This window comes from Photobacterium sp. GB-56 (assembly GCF_003026105.1).
Classification (GTDB): domain Bacteria; phylum Pseudomonadota; class Gammaproteobacteria; order Enterobacterales; family Vibrionaceae; genus Photobacterium.
Genome location: NZ_PYNW01000010.1, coordinates 60125 through 82971, shown reverse-complemented (window position 1 = coordinate 82971; position 22847 = coordinate 60125). Strand labels below are relative to the sequence as shown.

Here is a 22847-nt window from a genome sequence, read left to right as displayed (position 1 = left end):
CGAAGGAAGTCAATCAAATGAAAACCCGAGACAGAATTATTCATGCTGCTTTAGCGTTATTTAATGAGCGTGGAGAGCCAAACGTAACGACGAACCATATCGCCGCCGATCTCGCGATCAGTCCGGGTAATCTTTATTATCATTTTAGAAATAAAGAACAGATCATCCACAGTATTTTTGATTTATATGCCACTGACTTACAAGTGAGCTTTCAACCGCGTAGTGAAGCGGAAACGACAGAAAGTCTGTTGAGTTACCTCGATGCCGTATTTTTGCTGATGTGGCGCTATCGTTTTTTCTACGCAAATTTGCCTGATATTTTACGTCGTGATCCTGAATTACAGCTTAAATATCTCGAAGCACAGGCGCAACTTCGCAGTAATATCGCGATATTGATGCAAAGCTTAAAAGAAGGTGGATTGGTTGATATCGATGATGAAGATTTGAAAACCTTGGCTGAGACGTTGCTGATGGTAGCATCAAGTTGGATTAGCTATCAAACGACCCAAGTCGCTGGTGCTAAAATAACCCCAACGGTTATCTATAAAGGTGTTATTCAGATACTTAATATTGTAAGGCCGCTGGCAACACCGTTAGGCTGCGAACGTGTAGAAGCATTGAAACAGTATTACGAGCAACAGGAACAGCAAGCAAAGCGTTAAAAATCCGTTGCGAAAGAAGCGATATTCAAAAAGGTTGGGATAATAACTATCACCAACCTTTTTATTTTTAGTATTAGAGTTGAGCTTAATCAAGCCAAGGTTTAGGATCTATTGGCTGGCCTTTACGGCGGATCTCAAAGTAGAGTCCGGGTTGGGTTTGGCCACCACTGTCACCGACTAAGGCTATTGGCTCTCCAGCTTGGACCGTATCACCGACTTTCTTCAGTAGTGTTTGGTTATAGCCATAGAAACTCATGTCACCTTTACCGTGATCAATACCAATCATCAAACCATAGCCACGTAGCCAGTCTGCAAAAATAATGCGACCAGAATAAATAGCTTTTACTTGGCTCCCCATTGGCGTGCTAAATACCATGCCTTTCCAGCGTAATTGCCCTTGCTGGTGCGAGCCGTAATTATGCAAAATAGTCCCTTTTACTGGCCAGTATAGTTTGCCTTTATGGCGAGCAAGGCCGTCCATCGGCACACGTGCCTGTTGGTTTGCATATTGTCTGTCAATCTCACGTGCTTCAGCTTCAGCTGCAGCACGCGCTTTGGCTTCTTTTGCCGCTTTTATGCGTGCTTGAGCAGCCGCTTTTTCACGGGCAATTCTTGCCGCTTCTTCACGGGCTCTTCTTTCCGCTTCCGCTTTCGCTTTGGCAATGGCAGCGAGCATTTGTCTTTCGTTGGCTTGTAGTTCAGCTAAATCTTCACTGCTGCTATCGATTTGACTTTTAATGCTAGATAGCGTTTTTTGACGTGATTGCTGCTGTTGATCGAGTGTTTGTTTTTGCTGTTTAAGAGTGTTGAGTGCTTGTTGCTGCTCTGTTTTTTGCTCGTTGAGCTGGTGCACTTTCATTTGAATTTCAGTTTGCGTGGCATCAAGGGCATCGATGGCATTAACACGGGCTTTACTGATGTACTCAGCATAGGTTGTCATTCGATCAAGGCGTGTTGAATCCTCACCGCTTAATAAACTGGCGATATCACTGTCTTGGCCTTGGCGAAATTGGGCATTTAAGAGTGAAGCAACAACGGCTTTCTGTTGTTTCTGTTTTTGTTCTAGTGCTGTTTGTTCCGTATTTAACTTATCAATAGCGCGTTTAATGGTTGCTAATTGATTGTTTGTCGCATGAATATCATTCGCAGCTTTGGCAATGTTCAGTTCGTGTTGTTTTAGATCTTGTTGCAAGCTGTTGTATTTCTTTTGCTTGCTTGCCAGTTGATTTTTTTGACGTGAGATTTCCTGTTTTACGCCATCGAGCTGGTTTTGACTGGACGCTGCACATGGAACGGCAAATGTCATGCATAAAAGAACGCCAGTGCATAATGCACTGGCGCGGATTTTTTTGTTTAGATGTTTTCTAATCATATCTCGCATGGAGATAATTATTTCAGATTGTATAGCACCTGACCAGACATCTCTGCAGGGATTTCCATATCTGTTAGTGAAAGCATCGTTGGCGCAAGATCTGACAGCTTACCACCTGACTTAAGTTCTAAGTCTTTGCTACCTACGTAGATAAGTGGCACTGGTAGATTAGTGTGTGCTGTGTGGATACCACCGGTTGATGGGTCAACCATCATCTCGGCATTACCGTGGTCGGCAGTGATCAGTAACTGACCGTCCATTTCTTTAATCGCTGCAACGACTTTACCTAGGCAAGTATCTAGTGCTTCACACGCTTTCACTGCAGCGTCGTAAACACCAGTATGGCCAACCATATCACCGTTAGGGTAGTTACAGATGATCATATCGAACTCACCACCTTTGATTGCGGCAACAAGCTTATCAGTTAGCTCTGGTGCACTCATTTCAGGTTGAAGATCGTAAGTGGCTACTTTTGGTGAAGCAACAAGTTGACGTGATTCACCATCAAACTCATCTTCTTTACCGCCATTGAAGAAGAAGGTTACGTGCGCGTATTTTTCTGTTTCAGAAATACGTAGCTGTTTTTTGCCTTTCTTCGATAGCCATTCGCCTAATGTATTGTCTAGGCTTGCTGGTTTGAATGCTGTTGTTAGTTCAATATCTGCAGCATATTGCGTTAGCATTACAAAGTCAGATAATTGTGGGAATTGTGCACGCGCAAAATCGGTAAAACCTGGCTCAAATGCACGTGTGATTTCACGCGCACGGTCAGCACGGTAGTTCATGAAAATAACGCTATCGCCATCTGCCACGATTGCAGCTTCTTGACCTTCAGCACGTACTTCAGTTGCTTGTACAAATTCATCATTTTCATCACGCTCGTAAGCCGCAGCTAGACCGTCAACGGCATTAGCGACTGTGAACTCCGCTTTAGCAGCAGTGATAAGATCGTACGCTTTTTCAACGCGATCCCAGTTATTATCGCGATCCATTGCGTAGTAACGACCAATCAGTGATGCGGTACGTCCTTTGCCTAGCTTGGCAAATAGTTCATTAAAACGAACCAGTGAATTCTTCGCGCTACGAGGTGGCGTATCACGGCCATCTAGGAATGCGTGAAGGTAGATTTTCTCTGCGCCACGTTTTGCTGCCATTTCAATTGCAGAAGCAATGTGATCTTCGTGGCTGTGTACGCCACCAGGAGATAGAAGACCTAAGATATGAACCGCTTTACCTGCGTTTACTGCTTTGTCGATAGCCGTTACAAGTGCTTCATTTTCGAAAAACTCACCATCGCTGATCGCTTTAGTAATACGAGTAAGATCTTGGTATACCACACGGCCTGCACCGATATTAGTATGGCCTACTTCAGAGTTACCCATTTGACCGTCAGGTAGACCAACATCAATACCAGAAGCTGAAATTAGTGTGTTAGGGTTTTGAGCAAGCAGCCCATCCATTACTGGTGTTTGAGCGTTAGCAATGGCGTTATCCGCATTGTCTTCGCGGTAGCCCCAACCATCTAAAATAACAAGTGCAAGTGGTTTCTTCGCAGACATGTTCTGTCCCTCTTCGAATAAATGAAAATCTATATCAATTGCCTTAACTGCTTAATATAAAAGCATTTTTAAGGTAATTGTAATATCCATTAATGTGATTTTACTACAGAAAGTATTGAAAGCAGTAGGAGAAGTTCAAACTTACTGTCGAGCGTATTGTGACCTATTCGACAAAATATATGCATTTATTGTCTTGAGTGTAAGCCCTAGATCACAGTTTTTCTCTATTTCATTAATAGGTAAGTGCGAGATTCGCTTTTATACTGGGTGGTGCGCATCACTTATTAATAGCAACAAGTGAGTTAAAGCGCGGAATGAATACCCGTTGCTGTACATGATAGGTAACAACGGTATACTCAAAACCTTTAAAAATCCCGTTAATCTTGGCTGCCATTTAGCCATGAAACAGAGCGAAGCAAATGCAACAATATATTGAATTTTTAACCAGTAACCCTATTTTATCTCTAGTTTGGATCGGTTTAGTTGTGGCTATCATCGGTTCTATGGTCAAAGAGAAAACTGCAACGTATAAAACTATTGGTATTAACGATGCAACAGTTTTAGTCAATCGTGAAGAAGGAGTGTTTGTTGATATTCGCTCTCGTGACGAATACCGTAAGGGTCATATTGCAGGCTCACTTCACGCTTTACCAAGCCAAATTAAAGAACAAAACATTACAGAGCTTGAAAAACATAAAACAGCCCCAATCATTGTGGTATGTAAGACAGGTCAAACCGCTCAAACAACCGCAAATGATTTGAGTAAAGCGGGTTTTACCAATGTTAATGTACTAAAAGACGGTCTGATTGCTTGGAACGAAGCAAACCTGCCGTTAGTAAAAAGCAAAGGTAAAAAATAACGCATTGTTTGATGTGCGGTACGCGTAGTCATACCGCTGTCTATTTATTCAATACAGCCTGTGGTTAGCACTGTGCTGGCGCATTAAGTCTCGTAATAGCGAGCATCAAAAAGGACTCAGGAAATGGCTGAAGCAGCAAATACAGAAGCACAACAAAACTTTCAAATTCAACGTATCTTCCTAAAAGACGTTTCTTTTGAAGCGCCTAATTCACCTGATATGTTCCAAAAAGAATGGAACCCAGATGTGAAATTGGATCTTGATACTCAAAGTCGCGAACTAGCTGAAGGTGTGTATGAAGTTGTACTTCGTCTGACTGTTACAGTTAAGAATGAAGAAGAGAATGCATTCCTTTGTGAAGTTCAGCAGGGTGGTATCTTCTCTGTTGCAGGTATGGAAGCACCACAACTAGCACATTGCCTAGGTGCATTCTGCCCGAACATCCTATTCCCGTACGCACGTGAAACAATTTCAAGCTTAGTCGTTAAGGGTACATTCCCACAATTGAACCTAGCACCAGTAAACTTTGATGCATTGTTCATGAACTACTTACAAAACCAAGCAGAAGCAAACGCTGAAGCTTAATAAGCAAAGTAACAATTATGACTAAGAACGCAAATAATACGATTTCAATGGCAGTATTAGGTGCTGGCTCTTACGGCACAGCACTTGCTATTGCGTTATCCAGAAATGGTGCCAATGTTATTTTATGGGGCCATGACCCAGAACATATTGCACAATTGGAAATTGATCGTGCCAATGAAGCGTTTCTTCCTGGTGTGCACTTTCCTGAATCGTTAATTGTAACGTCAAACTTACAAGATGCTGTTGAAGGTAGCCGCGATTTACTTGTTGTTGTACCAAGTCATGTATTTGGTCAAGTATTATCACAAGTAAAACCTTTCTTACGCTCAGATTCACGTGTCTGTTGGGCGACCAAAGGGTTAGAACCAGAAACTGGACGCCTGTTAAAAGATGTCGCAGTCGATGCTTTAGGTAATGATATTCCACTTGCAGTGTTATCAGGCCCTACCTTTGCCCTAGAACTGGCTACGGGTTTACCGACGGCTATTTCTGTTGCATCACCGGATGCGGAGTTTGTTGCTGATCTTCAAGAAAAGATTCATTGTGATAAAACCTTTAGAGTTTATAGCAATAATGATTTTACGGGGATGCAACTAGGCGGCGCGGTAAAAAATGTGATTGCGATTGGTGCAGGTATGTCTGACGGTATTGGCTTTGGTGCCAATGCACGTACAGCGTTGATCACCCGCGGTCTTGCGGAAATGTGTCGTCTTGGCGCGGCATTAGGTGCACAGCCTGAAACCTTTATGGGGATGGCTGGATTGGGTGACTTAGTACTCACATGTACCGATAACCAATCCCGTAACCGTCGTTTTGGTTTAGCACTAGGTGCAGGTAAAAGTGTAGAGCAAGCACAGCAGGAAATTGGTCAAGTTGTTGAAGGTTATCGTAATACCAAAGAGGTTTGGCAATTAGCTAAACGTTATGGTGTTGAGATGCCGATCTCTGAGCAAATTTATCAAGTACTTTATCAAGGTAAAGATGCTCGTGAGGCTGCTAAAGAATTACTCGCACGCGAGAAAAAATATGAATAACAGTAAGATATAAAGGTAACAACCTTATTATCTTCTGTTTCAACAACGCGAGCCCTGGCTCGCGTTGTTTTTTTTTGCAATCAGGTTAAAGTAATACCTGACTAATTAAGTATAGTTATAAGAAGAATAGATAAGTAAGCAGAGGATGACGTGAAGCAATGTCAACAACACCAGCTTTGGCCAGCGATCAAGCAGGAAGCACGAGAGCAGTCAGAGCATGAACCAATGCTTGCGAGTTTTTATCATGCCACGATTATTAAGCATGATGATCTTGCTGCTGCATTGAGTTATATACTTGCCAATAAATTGGCGACACCATCGATGCCAGCGATGGCTGTTCGTGAGGTCATCGAAGAAGCGTATGCTAGCGATTGTTCGATAGTTGAATCGGCAGCACGTGATATTTGTGCTGTTGTTGAACGTGATCCTGCTATTGAGATGTATTCTATTCCATTACTTTATCTTAAAGGTTGTCACGCTCTTCAAGGATATCGTGTGGCTAACTGGTTGTGGAAACAAGATCGAAAAGCCTTAGCGGTTTATCTACAAAACCAAATCTCGGTAGCTTGCCAAGTCGATGTGCATCCTGCGGCAAAAATCGGTCAAGGGATCATGTTTGATCACGCGACCGGTATTGTGATTGGTGAAACCGCTGTCATTGAAAATGATGTTTCAATTCTTCAGGACGTCACATTAGGTGGTACGGGGAAAGAGAGTGGCGATCGTCACCCGAAGATCCGTGAAGGGGTGATGATAGGTGCTGGCGCTAAAGTGTTAGGCAATATCGAAGTCGGTGAAGGGGCGAAAATAGGCTCTTGTTCGGTAGTGTTAAATTCTGTACCTCCCCATACCACTGTCGCTGGTATTCCTGCCAAAGTGGTTGGGCGACCAAATTCTGATAAACCATCGATGGATATGGATCAGCAATTTAATGGTAACTCGCAAACGTTTATTGAAGGTGATGGTATTTAGCCATCGTTATGTTCAATAAAAGACATATTGAATGTGAAAAAAAGGCGATCATTGATCGCCTTTTTCTGTTTTATACCGCGCCGTTAAAATCCATTTGTCGCCATGCTTCAAACGCAATAATCGCAACTGCATTGGAAAGGTTTAAGCTGCGGCTATCGGGTTGCATTGGAATACGTAAGCGTTGCTCAAGGGGCTGGCTGGCAATAAATTCAGCCGGTAGGCCACGAGTTTCTGGGCCAAAAAGTAACACATCACCTTGCTTAAATTTCGCATTAGTATGGAAATTAGTGGTTTTGGTGGTGCAGGCAAAAATACGACGTCCTTCCATTGCTTGCATGAAAGCAGCAAAATCTTTATGACGATGGACATGCGCTAAATCATGATAATCCAAACCAGCACGGCGTACTTTTTTCTCGTCTAAATCAAATCCTAATGGTTCAATCAGATGCAAGTTAGCACCACAGTTCGCACTGAGGCGAATAATGTTACCCGTATTGGGGGCAATTTCAGGTTCATATAACGCAATATCAAACATAATTTATCGCTTTATTAGCAGCTAAAGATAACACATTGTGACAAGCTCAGTATAAACAAGCAAATGGCCTGAGCATAAAGATTATTTCCACTAAGAGTGTGTCTGTTTTTAGCTTTGTATATTGATCTGGACGATTTTAAGTCAATCAATGATCAATATGGTCATGCCAATGGAGATAGAGTATGAAAGCCTCGTTACTTTAATGACATGCAACGTTTTCGGCTCAAAAGTGTCGCTGGTTTATCAAGAGTATCTCTTTAATGGTGTTAACAGGCCAGAGGCAGAGTAATAGTAATATTCAATCCGCCAAGGGAGCTATTATTCGCTTTAATTGTTCCTCTATGTTGTCGAATCGCACTTTCTGTAATAGCTAAACCAAGCCCAGTGCCTCCGCTGTCACGATCTCGTGCGGTGGAGACGCGGTAAAAGGGCCGGAAGATATCATCTAATTCCGCCTCAGGCACACCGTCACCATTGTCATCAATCGTGATGGTGAGCAGGTGCTGTTGAACCGTAAACTGTATTTCAATGACGTCATTGCCGTATTTAATCGCGTTACGTATTACGTTCTCTAGTGCGCTGATCAATAGGTTAGGATTGCCATTAATCGGCCAATCTTGCAGCGCGTTATAACGTAAAGTTTTATGGCATTGTTCAGCTTCAAAGCGAGCATCTTCAAGCATCTCATACCATAGTGTTTGGCTATCAAGCCTTTCATTTTGTTGATGACTATTGACTTGCATTCTAGATAATTCAAGTAATTCGCCAATCATGGTTTCTAATCGTTCAGCCTCAGTATCAACGCGGGTTAGCTCACGGCTTTCCCCTTGTTTGCGTTGAGCTAATGCGGTAGCCATCCGTAAACGAGTGAGTGGTGAGCGTAACTCATGCGAAATATCTGACAGTAAACGTTGCTGTCCACTGATCATGGTATTTAATGCCCCTACCATTTGGTTAAAGCTTGCGCCAGCTTGTTTAAACTCTCGTGGTCCGGTTTCTAAATTTGGATCGGCGGTAAACTCACCTTGTGCGACACGCTCTGCGGCTTGTTGTAAACGTCTTGCTGGGCGTGTGACTGCCCAAGCGAGCCAGAGCAAAAAGGGGGTGCTGACAAGCATTGTCACGAGTAGGAGCTTAAATGGCTTATCCAAAATTTGAATGATAAACGGGGAAGGGCCACGCCATATTTGACCGCTATACATATAAATATCACCCTTCGGCGTATTGATCGTAAAGGGGCCAGCCATCATCCAGCGACCATATAAACGTTGCTTAGGGGCACTTGGGTTATCAGCAATAGTAATAAAGTTACGCAATGCTTTAGTGTGTTTTTGTGGTGAGATAATGTCGCCATCAAGAGTCGTAAAATAAATCTGGATATCATGATTATTTTTACGTTTTGTTAAGCGTTTGAGTTTTTGTTCTAGCTGCAATCTTTTAACGGTTTCGTTTCGTGGGGTGTTGAGCTTTTGGTTAATATTTTCTGCGGTATATTCTAGGCGTTTAAGGTGAGGCTCTGGGATCGCTTGCCCTGTTCGAGGATCGAGTTGAAATAACAAAACGATTGTCACGACGACAACAAAAAGGGTAAACCAGAAAATGGCAAAAATACGGCCATAAAGGCTAGTGAGCCCCGGAAATTTCATTATGCTTCCTCAACTAATAAGTAACCTTTACCACGTAAGGTTTTAATCCTTGGCTTACCATCTAAGCGCTCTGGCAACTTTTTACGAATATTGGATACATGCATATCAATGGCGCGATCAAAACGAGCTAAACGTTTACCGAGTACATCTAGGCTTAAGGATTCTTTGGCAATAATCTGACCTGGGCGTTGAATAAAATAGCTTAATAAAGCGAGCTCTGTGCCCGTCATTTCGATTGGAATTTCCTGACAAAGCACCTCTTGTCGTCCGGGATAAATCGTAATGTCTTGATAGGTGAGTAGGTCTGATTTTTCAGTGGTTTTTTCATTCGTGGCTTGAGTACGGCGCAATACTGCGCGTATACGCGCTAACAACTCTCGGTCGCTAAAAGGTTTAGGCAGGTAATCATCAGCGCCGAGTTCAAGACCAAGCACACGATCAATTTCATCACCTTTAGCGGTTAACATCATCACAGGTGTTGAATGGGACTCTCGTAAGCGACGTAGCATTTCAGTGCCGTTCATTACTGGCATCATGACATCAAGTAAAATCAGATCGATACTGCTATCTACCTTTTCTAATCCTTGCTGGCCATTATTGGCTTCAATCACATCAAAGCCTTCTAGCTCTAGAATATCTTTTAATAATGCTGTGAGCTCAATGTCGTCATCGACAAGTAAAATTTTCGCCATGGTCAAACCTATGCAAAGATAAAGAGAGTGATGAAGTCTTGAGCCTAGTATCGCTAATGTCAGCGTGAACGCCAAGTTTCGTTATCATTGATTTACGTAGCTTTACGTTTACTCGACAACGCTTTACTTGTGATCCGTTATTATGATTACCAAGCACAATGGCACAGGTTGCCGCACCCAAATAGTTGGAGATACAAGCATGAAAATGTTCAAAAAAACAATGATGATGGCGATTGCAGTACCAATGATATTAGGTTCGATGTCAGTAATGGCTGCTCCGAACTCACATGGTATGAAAGGGCATCATGGTGAGCGTGGCCTGTTTAAACAGCTAGAGTTGACTGATACACAAAAAGCCGAAATGAAAACCTTACGAGAGAAAGATCGTGAAGCGATGAAAGCGGAGCGACAGGCTAATCGCACTGAAATGCAAACAGATCACAAAGCACTCGATAAATTAGTACTGGCAGATAATTTTGATGAGCAAGCGGTACGTCAATTGGTCGATCGTATGTCAGAGAAACAAGCCGAGCACCGTGTTGAGCGATTAAAACAGCGCCATCAAATGTTGAATATTTTGACCCCAGAGCAAAAAGCAAAATATGTGGAATTAAAGCAACAGCATGCCGAAAAGCGATTTATGAAACTTGAGAAAAAAACACACTGAGTGTTTGAGTAATAAAGACAAAAAAAGAAAGCCATAACTTCTGTTGTGGCTTTTTTTTGATTTTTTACTCAGGAGTTAGAGCCCTCATAAAAAAATCACCTCGATGATCGTATTTTCTCGTAGGTTTTGTTATTAATTGTCATCATAAAACGGCTATACTGCGTGATATTGAACACACCATAGGCATATGGATCATCAAGTACACGAAAAATCGGGCTGATTATGTAGCAACGTCAGCTTAAAACGAAAGAGATAAGGCTAATTTTCGTGTAAAAAGAAGCTTGATTGAATCCCGACCTTGCGTGATATGAATCAACTAAATATTTTTGCAAACTTGTAATACTCCCACGTAAGTAGAAAAGTTTCAGTTTTTACACGCACAGCACGGCTGTTGCTGTGATATCGAGCAGGGGAACCTCGGTATAATCGTGTCGGATTTGATTTTCAATTCCCAAAGTCAGAGGGTAACCATGATTAAGAAGATTGGTGTTTTGACCAGTGGTGGTGACGCACCTGGTATGAATGCAGCGGTTCGCGGCGTAGTTCGAGCAGCGTTAACTGAAGGTCTAGAAGTGTACGGTATTTATGATGGCTACCAAGGTCTTTATAACAACTGTATCGAAAAGCTAGATCGTAAAAGTGTATCTGATGTGATCAACAAAGGCGGTACATTCCTAGGCTCTGCGCGTTTTCCTGAATTCCGAGAAGTGGAAGTGCGTGAAAAAGCGATTGAGAACCTAAAACTGCATGGCATTGATGCATTAGTAGTTATTGGTGGTGACGGTTCATACATGGGCGCGAAGAAGTTAACTGAGATGGGTTACCCATGTATCGGTCTTCCTGGCACTATCGATAATGACGTTGCAGGTACTGATTACACTATCGGTTACATGACAGCAATGAATACGGTTATCGATGCAATTGACCGTTTACGTGATACATCATCTTCACACCAACGTATCTCTATTGTAGAAGTGATGGGTCGTCATTGTGGTGACTTAACCCTAATGTCTGCGATTGCTGGTGGTTGTGAGTACATCATCACACCTGAAACTGGTCTAGATAAAGAAAAATTACTAACGCATATCCGTGAAGGTATTGCTAAAGGTAAAAAGCACGCAATTATTGCTATCACAGAGCTAATGACTGATGTGAATGAACTGGCTAAGTTCATTGAAACTGAAACAGGTCGTGAAACTCGTGCAACAGTATTGGGCCACATTCAGCGTGGCGGTCAACCAACAGCGTTTGACCGTGTACTTGCTTCTCGTATGGGTGCATATGCAGTTGATCTTCTTCAAAAAGGAGAAGGTGGTCGTTGTGTAGGTATTCAGTGTGAGCAACTTGTTCACCACGATATCATCGATGCAATTGAAAATATGCGTCGCCCTGTTCGTAACGATCTTTATGAGTTAGCTGAGAAGTTATTTTAAGAGATTTATCGAGCAGTAAGAGAGAAAAAAGGTCGATTATTATCGGCCTTTTTTATTACCTTGAAATCGGTAAAGGACGGTTTTTTGCGATAAAAACAAAAAGGCCACCCGTAGGTGACCTCTTAGGCTAATCAACAAGAATGATTAGTTTTTCGCTTCAGCTGCTGCTTTAGCAATAGCTGCAAAGCTTTCAGCATCAAGTGCTGCGCCACCAACTAGAGCACCGTCGATGTCTGGTTGTGCGAAGTATGCAGCTGCGTTTTCTGGCTTAACAGAACCGCCGTATTGGATAACAACGTTCTTAGCGACTTCTTCACTTTTCTCAGCGATGTGAGCACGGATAGCAGCGTGGATGCGTTGTGCATCGTCAGCAGTTGCTGCTTTACCTGTACCGATAGCCCAGATTGGTTCGTAAGCGATGATTGCGCCGTTCAGTGCTTCAACACCTTGAGTGTTGATAACTGCGTCAAGTTGACGCGCACATACAGCTACTGTTTCGCCAGCTTCGTTTTGTGCTTCTGACTCACCAATACAAAGAACTGGCGTTAGGCCATTTTCTTTTAGGAATGCGAATTTTTGAGCAACAAACTCATCTGATTCGTTGTGGTATTCACGACGCTCAGAGTGACCGATGATGATATGGCTAGCACCGAATTCTTTAAGCATTGCAGGAGAGATATCGCCTGTGAATGCGCCGTTGTTGTGTAGATCAACGTTTTGAGAACCAAGGATGATTTTGCTGTTTGCTTTGCTTAGTAGCTGCTCAGCTAGATCCAAGTACATTACTGGTGGAGCGATGGCTACATCAACACCTTCAACACCGTTAAGTGCTGCATCAAGACCTTTGATAAGGCCAGAGACCATTTCCTTGCTACCGTTTAGCTTCCAGTTACCCATAACCACAGGATGGCGCATAGCTTTTCTCCAAATTTAAATGATGTAATTAACTTAACTTGATGTAGTAAAAATATACCAAGAATGGTTCATTTTTACTGTCCAAAATCATTAATGAGCTCGGTTGTACCTTTTTCAAGGTAAAAAGTGAACTCATAATTTCAAAATATTTCAAAATATAGTTAATTTCTTGCAGGAAACTGCGTTAGAAAGAGTTTTTCTCTGTGTTTTCGGATTGTTTGGGATGAGATGAAATCGGCGTGATCTCAGCATTTTCTTGGTTATAGGGGTGTTGGAGGGTTTCGGCAAAGCGAACTAATTGGCGCTGTAACTCATTTCGTAACAACATGGTGGTGTGAAGTGGGTTTTTTCCACGACTAATAATCAGATCGATATGACTTTGTTGTGCTTTTAGGCGTGGTTGCATGCTGTCATGTGCTTGGTTTATTGCGTCTTCTATTAATTGTTGACGTAGTTGTTCGAATTGTTCTGGATCTTCTTTTGCCATTTTTGCCATATCATCAAAATTGGGTAGCGTATCCATCGTCAACTCCATCCGTACAACTACCTTTAGTATATGAAAAGATAACGGGTATGGCGTCTTAGAGGTGAGATTAGTAGGAGATAAAGTGACAACTTTATGCATATATCTCCTATTTGATACAACTAAGCGGGTGTTAATAACTACCAGTAATGCTCCATAGTTATCTGTCCCGGTTTTCGACGTAAATTTTTAGCAAATCCTCGCGCTTCTAGCACACTTTTAGTCTCTTTTACCATTTCAGGGTTACCACACAACATAATTTGGCTTTGCTCTGGATGTAATGTTAGCCCGACATGGCGCTCTAGTTGTCCATCTGCAAGGGCTTGAGTGATCCTTCCTGTCAGGCAAAGAGGAGACGGTTCTCGGCTGACAAAAGGCTGGACGATAAGTTGATCGCCATATTGCTGCTTTAATTGTGTGATTTCTGCTTGATAACTTAAATCTGCGGCAAAACGAACCGCATGAACTAAGATGATTTTTCTAAACCGATGCCAGACATCGCCTTGCTGCAAAATAGACAGGTAAGGACCGATAGCCGTCCCTGTTGCAAGTAGCCAAAGGTGATCGCCTTGTGGAACCTCATCAAGAGTAAAAAAGCCATTGGCGCGTGCAGAGATCAAGACTGTATCGCCTTCTTCTAGTTGGTGGAGTCGTGGTGACAATAACCCGTCTTGAACCCTTGTGGCGTAAATATCGATGGTTGGCTGCTGGGGAGGGTTAACAAAAGAATAGGCGCGTTGGACCATTTGGCCATCAATCTCTAAGCCGAGCTTGGTAAATTGCCCTGCTTTAAAAGGCTCGATGTTTGCCGCTAATGACAAACTGAATAAATTATTATTCCAGTGGCGGTTTGCAATAACTTGAGCAGGAATCCAATCAGCCATTATGGCCTCCTAATTCTATGATGTTATTCGATAAGTGCAGCGCCTTTGACCTGAAATGATATGTTCTTCACGTTCAATACGGATGTTTTCTCCAAGAAGGCGTTTAAATACCGTAAGTTCCGAGAGACATAGTGCAGGACAATGTTGTGCTGCTCGACAAATAGGGCAGTGATTTTCAACTAAGGTATAACCATCGTGCGTTGTTATAAGCTCTGCCATATACCCATCTTGTGTACGTAATTGAGCGAGGTGTTCGAGCTTTTCTTTGAGTGTTTCGCACGTTTGTAATGTTTGTTGATACTGTTCGTAAGTCTGCTGTTCGCGTTTTGCGATGACTTGCTCAAGCCCTGATGTTCCGAACAGATCTTCAACTGACTCTAACATGTGTACGGCTAAATCATGATGACGATCAGTAAAACGACGATGTCCTTGCTCTGTTAATTGCCAATGACGGGTAGGACGTCCGACTTTGACTTTGACATCGTTAAAATCAACCAGCCCTTCATCTTCTAAGCTTTGTAAGTGTTGACGAATTCCCATGGTAGTAACGGAGAACTTTTCAGCCAATACTTTTGCCGTGACAGGACCTTCATTTTTTAAGTGATAGAGGATTTTCTCGATGGTTTTCATAGCTACCTATATATTCATTTCTCTAGGTATTATGGGATCAGCTCATTAAATAAAGCAATCTCTTTACCATTCTAACGGGTTGCGTTGATTTTGCTTCTTAGGAGTGAGAGGTGGGGAAAAAAGCGTACCGAAGTACGCTTTATTACATGTGAATATCGTAATTAGATGATGTGCGATTTTACAATGTCATCTTTACGATCAAGGTAATGGGTCGACTTAATACGACGAATAGTACGGCATTGACCACGGATCAATAAGGTTTCCGTTGTCGCTATATTACCTTGACGATGAATGCCTTCTAGTAAGTCACCTTTGGTTATACCTGTTCCTGCAAAAATCACGTTATCGCTTTTTGCCATATCTTCAATACGCAATAATGTGTTGGTTTTAATACCCATTTCGTGGCAACGACGAATTTCAATTTCACCGAGTTCGCGGTTTTCTACGGTATCCCCTTTGACCTCATGACGAGGAAGTAAACGCGCCTGCATGTCACCGCCTAATGCACGGATCGCGGCGGCGGAAACAACACCTTCTGGCGCACCACCGATACAGTACATCACGTCGACTTCACTATCTGGCATGCAAGTTAGAATAGACGCCGCCACATCGCCATCAGGCACGGCAAAGACACGAATACCGATTGCTTGCATTTGCTTAATCGTTTCATCGTGGCGAGGCTTGGCAAGGGTGATCACCACTAAATCTTGCAATGATTTACCCAGAGCATTAGCAATAGCCGTCAAGTTATCAACAAGTGGCTTCTCAAGATCAATCACGCCTTTTGCTGCAGGGCCAACCACCAGTTTTTCCATGTACATATCAGGCGCCTTTAGAAAGCTTCCTTTTTCACCCGCGGCTAATACAGCGAGGGCATTATTTTGTCCCATCGCTGTCATGCGTGTTCCTTCAATGGGATCGACTGCAATATCAACAGCATCGCCACCGCAACCCACCTTTTCACCGATGTAGAGCATTGGCGCTTCATCAATTTCGCCTTCACCAATTACGATTTCGCCATTGATTTCAGTTTGATTAAGTAGAATACGCATCACTTCTACCGCAGCATTATCAGCAGCATTTTTATCGCCACGACCAAGCCATTTATGGCCTGCTAGTGCCGCCCCTTCTGTAACCCGTGAGAATGCCATTGCTAAATCGCGTTTCATGATAACTCCAGATATATAAAATCGATTAGATAAATAAACTGAGTCGATTTTAACATAAGGGATGGTGAAACGATTGCGCAAAATAAAGGGCAGTATTGCAATGTTCATAACCCGTATTAATCGCTGTGTATAAATTCTGGTTTTGATGACAAGCCACTATTATATCCTGCATGTGGTCATGCTAATGATTAGCGTTATTTTTAGTGACAGAATATCAATGAATGAATCGTGACAAAAAAGCAATATTGGTGGTATTGGGTCTAAACACTGTGTACAAATTAGGATATAAATAAGAAAGCGTAAGTTAGGTGACAGTTAAGCTTATTCGTTGATGTTTTTTTGACAGGGAAGAGAGCAAATAAAGCTGAGATTCGATTAAAAATGAACTTCGCGCTGTATTTGGTTGTCTCAGTGGGCGAATATTTGATCCACTTTGCAAAAATTATATCAGACTTGTGTGATTTTCATCCGTTTGCCCAAAAGCATTAGAATTGTGGATGTCAGATAGTCGCTGCCTCGTTAGAATAGAGGTGAATGTGAATTTAACTCGCGCGTAGGTGATTGGCTTAATGACTAAGCCAACATACGGGCTAAGATCAGGTAAACAATATGTCTCTAGAAATGTTAGAACAACTAGAAGCCAAAGTTCAGATGGCAATTGATACAATTTCTATTCTACAAATGGAAATTGATGAATTAAAAGAGCAAAACTCTCAACTTTCGATGGAAGCGCAAGAACTACGCTCTGGTCGTGAAAGTCTAAATGAAGAAAATGAAAAACTACGTCAAGATCATAATGCATGGCAGGAGCGCGTACGCAACCTACTAGGCAAAATGGAACACGTAGAATAATACTGATTTCAGTTTATCTGTTTCGGTTTTCGGCTTGGTATGTTGTTTTCAGGAACGACAGCATACCGGGCCGTAATTTTATTGATTGCTCGCAGTATGTCTAATCGATATCAAGAGGCTCAGGCGATAAAATAACCCCTGTATTATCAGCATAGATATGATCTTCTGGTAAGAAGGTCACGCCACCAAAGTTCACAGCAACATCCACTTCACCAATATCACGCTGATCTGCACCAACAGGGATAGAGGCTAAGGCTTGGATACCCAAATCTAACTCATCAAGCTCATCAACATGGCGAACACAGCCATAAATAATCAGCCCTTCCCATTGATTTTCTTGCGCTAAATGAGCTAAATCGATATCAATTAATGCACGTCGTAGTGAACCACCACCGTCAATTAATAACACTCGCCCTACGCCTGATTGTTCTAAGACTTGGCGAATAACACCGTTATCTTCAAAACATTTTATGGTGGTTATTTGACCGCCAAAAGAGCTGCGTCCACCGTAAGAGCTGAACATAGGCTCAACAACATCAACGTGTTCGAGATAGATATCACACAGTTCAGAGGTATTGTATTCCATAAGTGGACTTCTTATTTAGCGAAAGAAAAGAAAGGAAATCAATAAGGCTTATAACGAGGAGATACTCATCGTAAGCCTTGTTGAAATTATAACCAGTTGATCTGTCATTGCAATTCGCAATTATGACAAGATGATCCCAAGAGCAAACAATAAATTCGTCAGTAAAGCACATTTGACCATGGTTGCCATCATTGGGCGGAGTTCTTCACCATTTTTAGAATGATAAACAGCACGACCATGTTTAAATAGTAGTGGCACACTCAATAAAAATAGCCATCCGAATAGCGATTTTGTTTCAAATAGAGAAAAAAGCGTTAAACATACAACACTGGCTGCTAATAAGAAGAGGTGGTATTTACGACCCCATTCAGGTCCCATTCGTACGACCAAAGTTTGCTTACCATAAGCTCGGTCGTTATCAATATCACGTAGGTTATTAATATTAAGAACGCCCACTGCGAGCAAACCACAGGCCGTTGCCGGTAACATTATCACTGAATCAATGTTGCCAGCTTGTAGGTAGTAAGTGCCTGCAACACCCAACCAGCCAAAAAAGATTAATACTGATAAATCACCTAAGCCACGGTAACCGTAGGGCTTATTACCCACGGTATAGGCAATAGATGCAACAATAGCTAGCGCGCCGAGTAGTATAAAGCCAATGATGTCATGGGGATTATGACAGGCAAAAAATATCAATGATAAGCCACTGATTGCTGTCAGAATAATGTTGATAAACATGGCAGTACGCATGGCTTTCGGGGTTACTAATCCTGATTGAATCGCACGTTGAGGTCCTAAACGATCATCATTATCGGTGCCTTTGACAGCGTCACCGTAATCATTAGCAAGGTTAGAAAGAATTTGCAGCAAAAGGGCGGTTAATAAAGCGAGCGCTGCAATTAAAGCAGAAAAACTTCCATGCCATCCTGCCACTGCACTACCGCATACAATTGATGCGATGGCTAGTGGCAAGGTTTTCGGTCTTGCTGCATCTAACCAAATAGCAAGTGATGAAGATGATTTCATAATCTAGGTACTTAAATAATGAGGGAATAGCTATTATGGCGAAAATTTGGATTGGCGCAAATTTATCCCATTAATAGTTGCTAAAATGAAAAAAACGGTGCGCAAGGCACCGTTATTTCTGAAAGGCAATGTTATTACAGGATAAAGCGGCTTAAATCTTCATCTTGTACGAATTCACCAAGACGCTCGCTAACATATGCGGCATCAATCGTGAATTTCTCACCAGACTTTTCGCTTGCATCATAGGAAATTTCTTCCATTAGACGCTCCATAACGGTATGCAGACGACGAGCACCGATATTCTCAGTACGCTCATTCACTTGCCATGCCGCATCCGCTAGGCTGTCGATACCGTCAGCCGTGAATTCGATTTCAACTGATTCTGTTGCCATTAATGCTTTGTATTGCTCTGTTAGCGATGCATTTGGCTCCGTCAGAATTCGTTTAAAGTCGTGACTTGTCAGCGCTTCAAGCTCAACACGAATAGGTAAACGACCTTGCAATTCAGGGATCAAATCTGATGGCTTAGCCACTTGGAAAGCACCTGATGCAACAAACAGGATGTGGTCTGTTTTAACCATACCGTGTTTGGTTGATACTGTGCTGCCTTCGACTAATGGGAGTAAGTCACGCTGCACACCTTCACGAGAAACATCAGGACCGGAAGACTCGCCACGCTTACAAATTTTATCGATTTCATCGATGAACACGATACCATTGTTTTCAACCGAATGAATGGCTTGTTCTTTAAGCTCTTCTTGGTTGACTAACTTCGCCGCTTCTTCTTCGGTTGCAGCTTTTAGCGCGTCTTTGATTTTCATCTTGCGCTTTTTAGTGGTATTGCCAGCAAGATTTTGGAACATGCCCTGTAGCTGGTTGGTCATTTCTTCCATACCAGGAGGCGCCATGATCTCTACACCCATCTGAGGTGCTGCAATGTCCATTTCAATTTCTTTATCGTCAAGCTTGCCTTCACGTAATTTTTTACGGAAAGATTGACGAGTCGACGACTCTGCAGGGGCTTCTTCATTTTGACCCCAAGCATCACGCGCTGGTGGTAGAAGGGCATCTAAAATACGCTCTTCTGCTAATTCTTCAGCACGGAAACGGACTTTCTCAGTCGCCTGTTGATGTGTCATTTTTACTGCTACATCAGTTAGATCGCGAATGATTGTTTCGACTTCTTTACCAACATAACCCACCTCGGTGAATTTTGTTGCTTCTACTTTAATGAAAGGCGCGTTAGCTAGTTTCGCTAAGCGGCGTGCAATCTCGGTTTTACCCACCCCAGTTGGGCCGATCATTAAAATATTTTTTGGCGTTACTTCAACACGCAACTCTTCAGGAAGTTGCATACGACGCCAGCGGTTACGTAGTGCAATCGCAACTGCTCGTTTCGCTTTGTCTTGACCGATAATATGGCGATTAAGTTCATGAACGATTTCGCGAGGAGTCATTTCAGACATTACAACTTCCTTACTTAGTTTCTAATTCTTCAATGGTGTGATTGTGGTTAGTGAACACACAAATATCACCAGCAATATTCAGGGCTTTCTCTGCAATTTCTCGCGCACCTAAATCGGTATTTTCTAGCAATGCTGTGGCTGCGGCTTGGGCGAAATTACCGCCAGAGCCAATCGCAATTAAGTCGTGCTCTGGTTGCACAACGTCACCATTACCAGTGATGATGAGTGAGCCAGTTTCATCGGCAACGGCCAACAAGGCTTCAAGCTTACGCAGAGCGCGATCAGTACGCCAATCTTTGGCAAGTTCTACGGCCGATTTTAGAAGGTGGCCTTGGTGCATCTCAAGCTTACGCTCAAAACGTTCAAATAGAGTGAATGCATCAGCGGTACCGCCAGCAAAACCTGCCAGTACTTTATTGTTATATAGACGGCGAACTTTACGTGCGTTGCCTTTCATTACTGTGTTACCAAGTGATACTTGGCCGTCACCAGCAATGACGACTTTACCGTTTCGACGTACAGATACAATAGTTGTCACGGGGTTAACCTCTCTGGTTCTGCTCCGGCATAGCCGGTAACGTTAATGTGAAAAGATCTGGGGATGAAAGAAAGGCTTTTCAAGTATGAACTGTCAATTGGTCGCTATTATTACGTTTATCTAACATAAAAAAAGGACGTACATAGGTACGTCCTTCTGATTATTTGGCTAACCTTGGAGAGTTATTGCCAATGCCAAATACCACACGGTGAAACACCGCCATTTTGTAGTTTAGCTTTATCTTTTTCAGCACTGCTTTTTTGTGAGTAAGGGCCTAATACGACACGGTACCAGGTTCCTTTTGCATCACTGCTAATTTTAAGTTGGCTATTCATGCCTTGGAATGCAATTTTTGCTTTACGTTCATCGGCTTGTGATTTATTACGGTAAGCACCACACTGCAATACAAAGCGCACACTTGATGTCGCCTCGGACTGATTTTTGGCTGGACTTGGTTTTATGTCTACAGTAACCACAGGCTTAGCTGTTTGAGCGTTCTCTTTCGGTTTAGGTGTGTCTGTTTTTTTAGCTGCAGTTTCTGTTTCCACTGGCTGCATACGTTGGTTTTTCAAGTCGTCTGGCACGATGACTTTTTTATTTTCTAATTCTTGAATGTAACGCCATTTTTCTTCAGGTTTTGGCGGTAGAACTTCTTTATTAGCGGTTTTTTTTACCTCATTAGTGGGTTGAGGTTTTACACTAATTAAAGGTTCATCTTTATGTGCTGGTTTTTCAGGAACATCAGTACCAGATAAGAAGAATAAACCAGTAATAAGTCCAAATACTAAAACAATAGCGGTGACCGCCCACTTGATTGGAAATCCACTAGAGGCGGGGGCTTTTTTTCGACTCGGACTGCTTTTTTTATTTGCCGGTTTCGGCGAGCGTCCGCGTTTTACATAATCTTTAGTAGCCACGATGATAGACAAATATGTTGAGAGAAGGAAAGAGTTCTATGTTACAAAGTTGGAATGATACTGACTAGTTTTTATCACTATTAATGTGTGGGTTAAGGTCAATAGTATGTAAAAACTGTGAACTTATGATTATTTCATAAGCTCACAGTCTTTTTATGACTATCGAGATGGTGGGGCTGCACTTTCACGGATCACCAGTTTCGCATCAAGTAAGCGAGATCCTGCTTGTACTTCCTTGCCTTTAAGTAGTTCAAGTAACATCAACATTGCTTGACGACCAATCTCATAGCGTGGTTGAGAAACGGTGGTTAATGGTGGATCACAATATTCAGCAAATTGAATATCATCAAAGCCAACAATCGAAATATCTTGAGGAACACGAAGACCAAGACGTTTTGCCTGCTGCATTGCGCCAATCGCCATCACATCAGAATGACAGAACAGTGCGGTTGGTGGCTCAGGTAACGACAACAATGCGGTAACTGCGCGTGCGCCAGCAGCAAAGCTAAAATCACCCTTCACCGTATAGGCTGGGTTTAATGTAATCCCACCACGACGCAGTGCTTGTTGATAGCCCTGATTTCGGAATTGAGATAATGGTGCTTGGTCGGGGCCGGTAATTTGCGCAATACGCTTATGACCCATTTGTGTTAGATAATTAACTGCTTCAAATGCCGCGGTGAGATTATCAATATGGATGGTCGGCAACTCTAACTCGGGTGCGTACTCACAAGCCATCACTAAGGGGGGTAGGTTCTTCTGTTCTGGTTTACTGACATCAAAAGGTAAGTCTGTACCCAGTAATAACATACCATCAGCTTGTTTAGTAAAGACTAAATTAACAAATGAGTTTTCACGCTTTTTCTGTTGACCACTGTCGCCCAGCAATACAAGGTAACCGTACTCCATTGCAGCTTCTTCGATACCACGAATAATCTCTGTGAAGTAAGGATCACAAATATCAGGGACGATAGTTACGATCGTTTTTGACTCATTGCGACGTAAATTACGGGCAAGTGAGTTAGGTGAGTAGCCAGCTTCCATGACAGCCTGCTCAACTTTTTTACGAGTTGAAGCCGATACTTTTTCCGGGTTCATTAGCGCACGGGAAACCGTTGCAGTCGAAACTCCGGCTAGCTGGGCAACATCCTTCATTGTCGCCATATTGCTTTCCTCTTTTATCTAAATCTCTCTTATTATGCGGCTGGTGGCTCGAAGTCAAAAGGACTGAGACGGAAACCAGCGAAGCAGTAAATGACTGATATTAGTCAATACTATTGATATTGTAGAGCGTATACACGGGATTAAACATGCCTCAAAT

25 protein-coding genes are annotated in these 22847 nt (G+C 42.5%); 9 read left to right on the top strand and 16 right to left on the bottom strand.

The features are described from left to right. Window positions 1–17: 17 nt before the first annotated feature. On the top strand, window positions 18–662 hold the full coding sequence (locus C9J42_RS14270; RefSeq protein WP_107207462.1) for a TetR/AcrR family transcriptional regulator: 645 nt from the start codon (window positions 18–20) through the stop codon (window positions 660–662). An 85-nt stretch (window positions 663–747) separates the two neighbouring features. Here the strand turns inward: C9J42_RS14270 and envC are convergent, their stop codons facing one another. Both envC and gpmM read right to left on the bottom strand, forming a co-directional pair. Further along, entirely contained in the window at window positions 748–2043 is a 1296-nt protein-coding gene (gene envC / locus C9J42_RS14265) for a murein hydrolase activator EnvC (RefSeq protein ID WP_107207463.1), read from the bottom strand. Between the two features lie 8 nt (window positions 2044–2051). Continuing rightward, the gene (gene gpmM / locus C9J42_RS14260) at window positions 2052–3593 is read right to left on the bottom strand and encodes a 2,3-bisphosphoglycerate-independent phosphoglycerate mutase (protein ID WP_107247075.1); all 1542 of its coding nucleotides are present in this window, start codon (window positions 3591–3593) and stop codon (window positions 2052–2054) included. A 419-nt stretch (window positions 3594–4012) separates the two neighbouring features. On the opposite strand from gpmM, the gene C9J42_RS14255 reads away from it, so the two are divergent. The 4 genes from C9J42_RS14255 to cysE all read left to right on the top strand — a co-directional run bounded on the left by C9J42_RS14255 (window position 4013) and on the right by cysE (window position 7044). Further along, window positions 4013–4453 carry a rhodanese-like domain-containing protein gene (locus tag C9J42_RS14255; RefSeq protein ID WP_005371904.1) on the top strand — a complete coding sequence of 147 codons (441 nt, stop codon included), beginning with the start codon at window positions 4013–4015 and terminating at the stop codon, window positions 4451–4453. A 123-nt stretch (window positions 4454–4576) separates the two neighbouring features. After that, entirely contained in the window at window positions 4577–5038 is a 462-nt protein-coding gene (gene secB / locus C9J42_RS14250) for a protein-export chaperone SecB (protein WP_045083845.1), read from the top strand. A 17-nt stretch (window positions 5039–5055) separates the two neighbouring features. Beyond that, window positions 5056–6072 (top strand): NAD(P)H-dependent glycerol-3-phosphate dehydrogenase, encoded by a 1017-nt coding sequence (gene gpsA / locus C9J42_RS14245; protein ID WP_107287693.1) that lies wholly within the window; start codon window positions 5056–5058, stop codon window positions 6070–6072. Between the two features lie 150 nt (window positions 6073–6222). Further along, window positions 6223–7044, top strand: coding sequence for a serine O-acetyltransferase (gene cysE, locus C9J42_RS14240; protein WP_107207466.1), 822 nt, complete (start codon window positions 6223–6225; stop codon window positions 7042–7044). Between the two features lie 70 nt (window positions 7045–7114). Here the strand turns inward: cysE and C9J42_RS14235 are convergent, their stop codons facing one another. Beyond that, entirely contained in the window at window positions 7115–7579 is a 465-nt protein-coding gene (locus tag C9J42_RS14235; protein WP_107247079.1) for a tRNA (cytidine(34)-2'-O)-methyltransferase, read from the bottom strand. Between the two features lie 96 nt (window positions 7580–7675). Between C9J42_RS14235 and C9J42_RS21850 the strand changes: the two genes are divergently transcribed. Further along, on the top strand, window positions 7676–7765 hold the full coding sequence (locus C9J42_RS21850; RefSeq protein ID WP_107247081.1) for a diguanylate cyclase domain-containing protein: 90 nt from the start codon (window positions 7676–7678) through the stop codon (window positions 7763–7765). Between the two features lie 80 nt (window positions 7766–7845). On the opposite strand, the gene cpxA is transcribed toward C9J42_RS21850, so the two are convergent. Beyond that, window positions 7846–9225 carry an envelope stress sensor histidine kinase CpxA gene (gene cpxA, locus C9J42_RS14225; protein WP_107260623.1) on the bottom strand — a complete coding sequence of 460 codons (1380 nt, stop codon included), beginning with the start codon at window positions 9223–9225 and terminating at the stop codon, window positions 7846–7848. After that, window positions 9225–9917: a response regulator gene (locus tag C9J42_RS14220; protein ID WP_107207470.1), complete on the bottom strand. Its 693-nt coding sequence runs from the start codon at window positions 9915–9917 to the stop codon at window positions 9225–9227. The genes cpxA and C9J42_RS14220 overlap by 1 nt, the downstream gene beginning before the upstream one ends. Window positions 9918–10116: 199 nt before the next feature. On the opposite strand from C9J42_RS14220, the gene C9J42_RS14215 reads away from it, so the two are divergent. Both C9J42_RS14215 and pfkA read left to right on the top strand, forming a co-directional pair. Beyond that, entirely contained in the window at window positions 10117–10584 is a 468-nt protein-coding gene (locus C9J42_RS14215) for a Spy/CpxP family protein refolding chaperone (protein WP_107302086.1), read from the top strand. Between the two features lie 470 nt (window positions 10585–11054). Beyond that, on the top strand, window positions 11055–12017 hold the full coding sequence (gene pfkA / locus C9J42_RS14210) for a 6-phosphofructokinase (protein ID WP_107207471.1): 963 nt from the start codon (window positions 11055–11057) through the stop codon (window positions 12015–12017). Between the two features lie 144 nt (window positions 12018–12161). Here pfkA and tpiA read toward each other — a convergent pair whose 3' ends face one another. From tpiA to glpX, 5 genes are all read right to left on the bottom strand, one after another. Continuing rightward, complete coding sequence (tpiA, locus tag C9J42_RS14205) at window positions 12162–12932, bottom strand: triose-phosphate isomerase (RefSeq protein ID WP_105061127.1); 771 nt, start codon at window positions 12930–12932, stop codon at window positions 12162–12164. Window positions 12933–13116: 184 nt separating this feature from the next. Beyond that, on the bottom strand, window positions 13117–13557 hold the full coding sequence (locus C9J42_RS14200; protein WP_233217672.1) for a DUF3135 domain-containing protein: 441 nt from the start codon (window positions 13555–13557) through the stop codon (window positions 13117–13119). Window positions 13558–13595: 38 nt separating this feature from the next. After that, complete coding sequence (locus C9J42_RS14195) at window positions 13596–14339, bottom strand: ferredoxin--NADP reductase (protein ID WP_107207473.1); 744 nt, start codon at window positions 14337–14339, stop codon at window positions 13596–13598. 15 nt (window positions 14340–14354) lie between these two features. Continuing rightward, a complete protein-coding gene (locus tag C9J42_RS14190; protein ID WP_107207474.1) occupies window positions 14355–14969 on the bottom strand; it encodes a metalloregulator ArsR/SmtB family transcription factor in 615 nt (204 codons plus the stop codon). 161 nt (window positions 14970–15130) lie between these two features. Beyond that, entirely contained in the window at window positions 15131–16138 is a 1008-nt protein-coding gene (gene glpX, locus C9J42_RS14185) for a class II fructose-bisphosphatase (protein ID WP_107247089.1), read from the bottom strand. A 609-nt stretch (window positions 16139–16747) separates the two neighbouring features. On the opposite strand from glpX, the gene zapB reads away from it, so the two are divergent. Next, window positions 16748–16990, top strand: a complete 243-nt coding sequence (gene zapB / locus C9J42_RS14180) for a cell division protein ZapB (protein ID WP_107207476.1) — start codon at window positions 16748–16750, stop codon at window positions 16988–16990. Between the two features lie 100 nt (window positions 16991–17090). On the opposite strand, the gene rraA is transcribed toward zapB, so the two are convergent. The 6 genes from rraA to cytR form a co-directional block, all read right to left on the bottom strand. After that, window positions 17091–17576, bottom strand: coding sequence for a ribonuclease E activity regulator RraA (rraA, locus tag C9J42_RS14175; protein ID WP_107207477.1), 486 nt, complete (start codon window positions 17574–17576; stop codon window positions 17091–17093). A 120-nt stretch (window positions 17577–17696) separates the two neighbouring features. Then, window positions 17697–18605, bottom strand: a complete 909-nt coding sequence (locus tag C9J42_RS14170; RefSeq protein WP_107260625.1) for a 1,4-dihydroxy-2-naphthoate polyprenyltransferase — start codon at window positions 18603–18605, stop codon at window positions 17697–17699. A gap of 134 nt (window positions 18606–18739) precedes the next feature. After that, window positions 18740–20071, bottom strand: a complete 1332-nt coding sequence (gene hslU / locus C9J42_RS14165; RefSeq protein WP_107207479.1) for an HslU--HslV peptidase ATPase subunit — start codon at window positions 20069–20071, stop codon at window positions 18740–18742. Between the two features lie 10 nt (window positions 20072–20081). After that, window positions 20082–20609, bottom strand: a complete 528-nt coding sequence (gene hslV / locus C9J42_RS14160; protein ID WP_005371875.1) for an ATP-dependent protease subunit HslV — start codon at window positions 20607–20609, stop codon at window positions 20082–20084. Window positions 20610–20791: 182 nt separating this feature from the next. Then, complete coding sequence (locus C9J42_RS14155) at window positions 20792–21526, bottom strand: SPOR domain-containing protein (protein ID WP_107287697.1); 735 nt, start codon at window positions 21524–21526, stop codon at window positions 20792–20794. Between the two features lie 159 nt (window positions 21527–21685). Further along, window positions 21686–22708, bottom strand: a complete 1023-nt coding sequence (cytR, locus tag C9J42_RS14150) for a DNA-binding transcriptional regulator CytR (RefSeq protein WP_289844205.1) — start codon at window positions 22706–22708, stop codon at window positions 21686–21688. Between the last annotated feature and the right edge of the window lie 139 nt (window positions 22709–22847).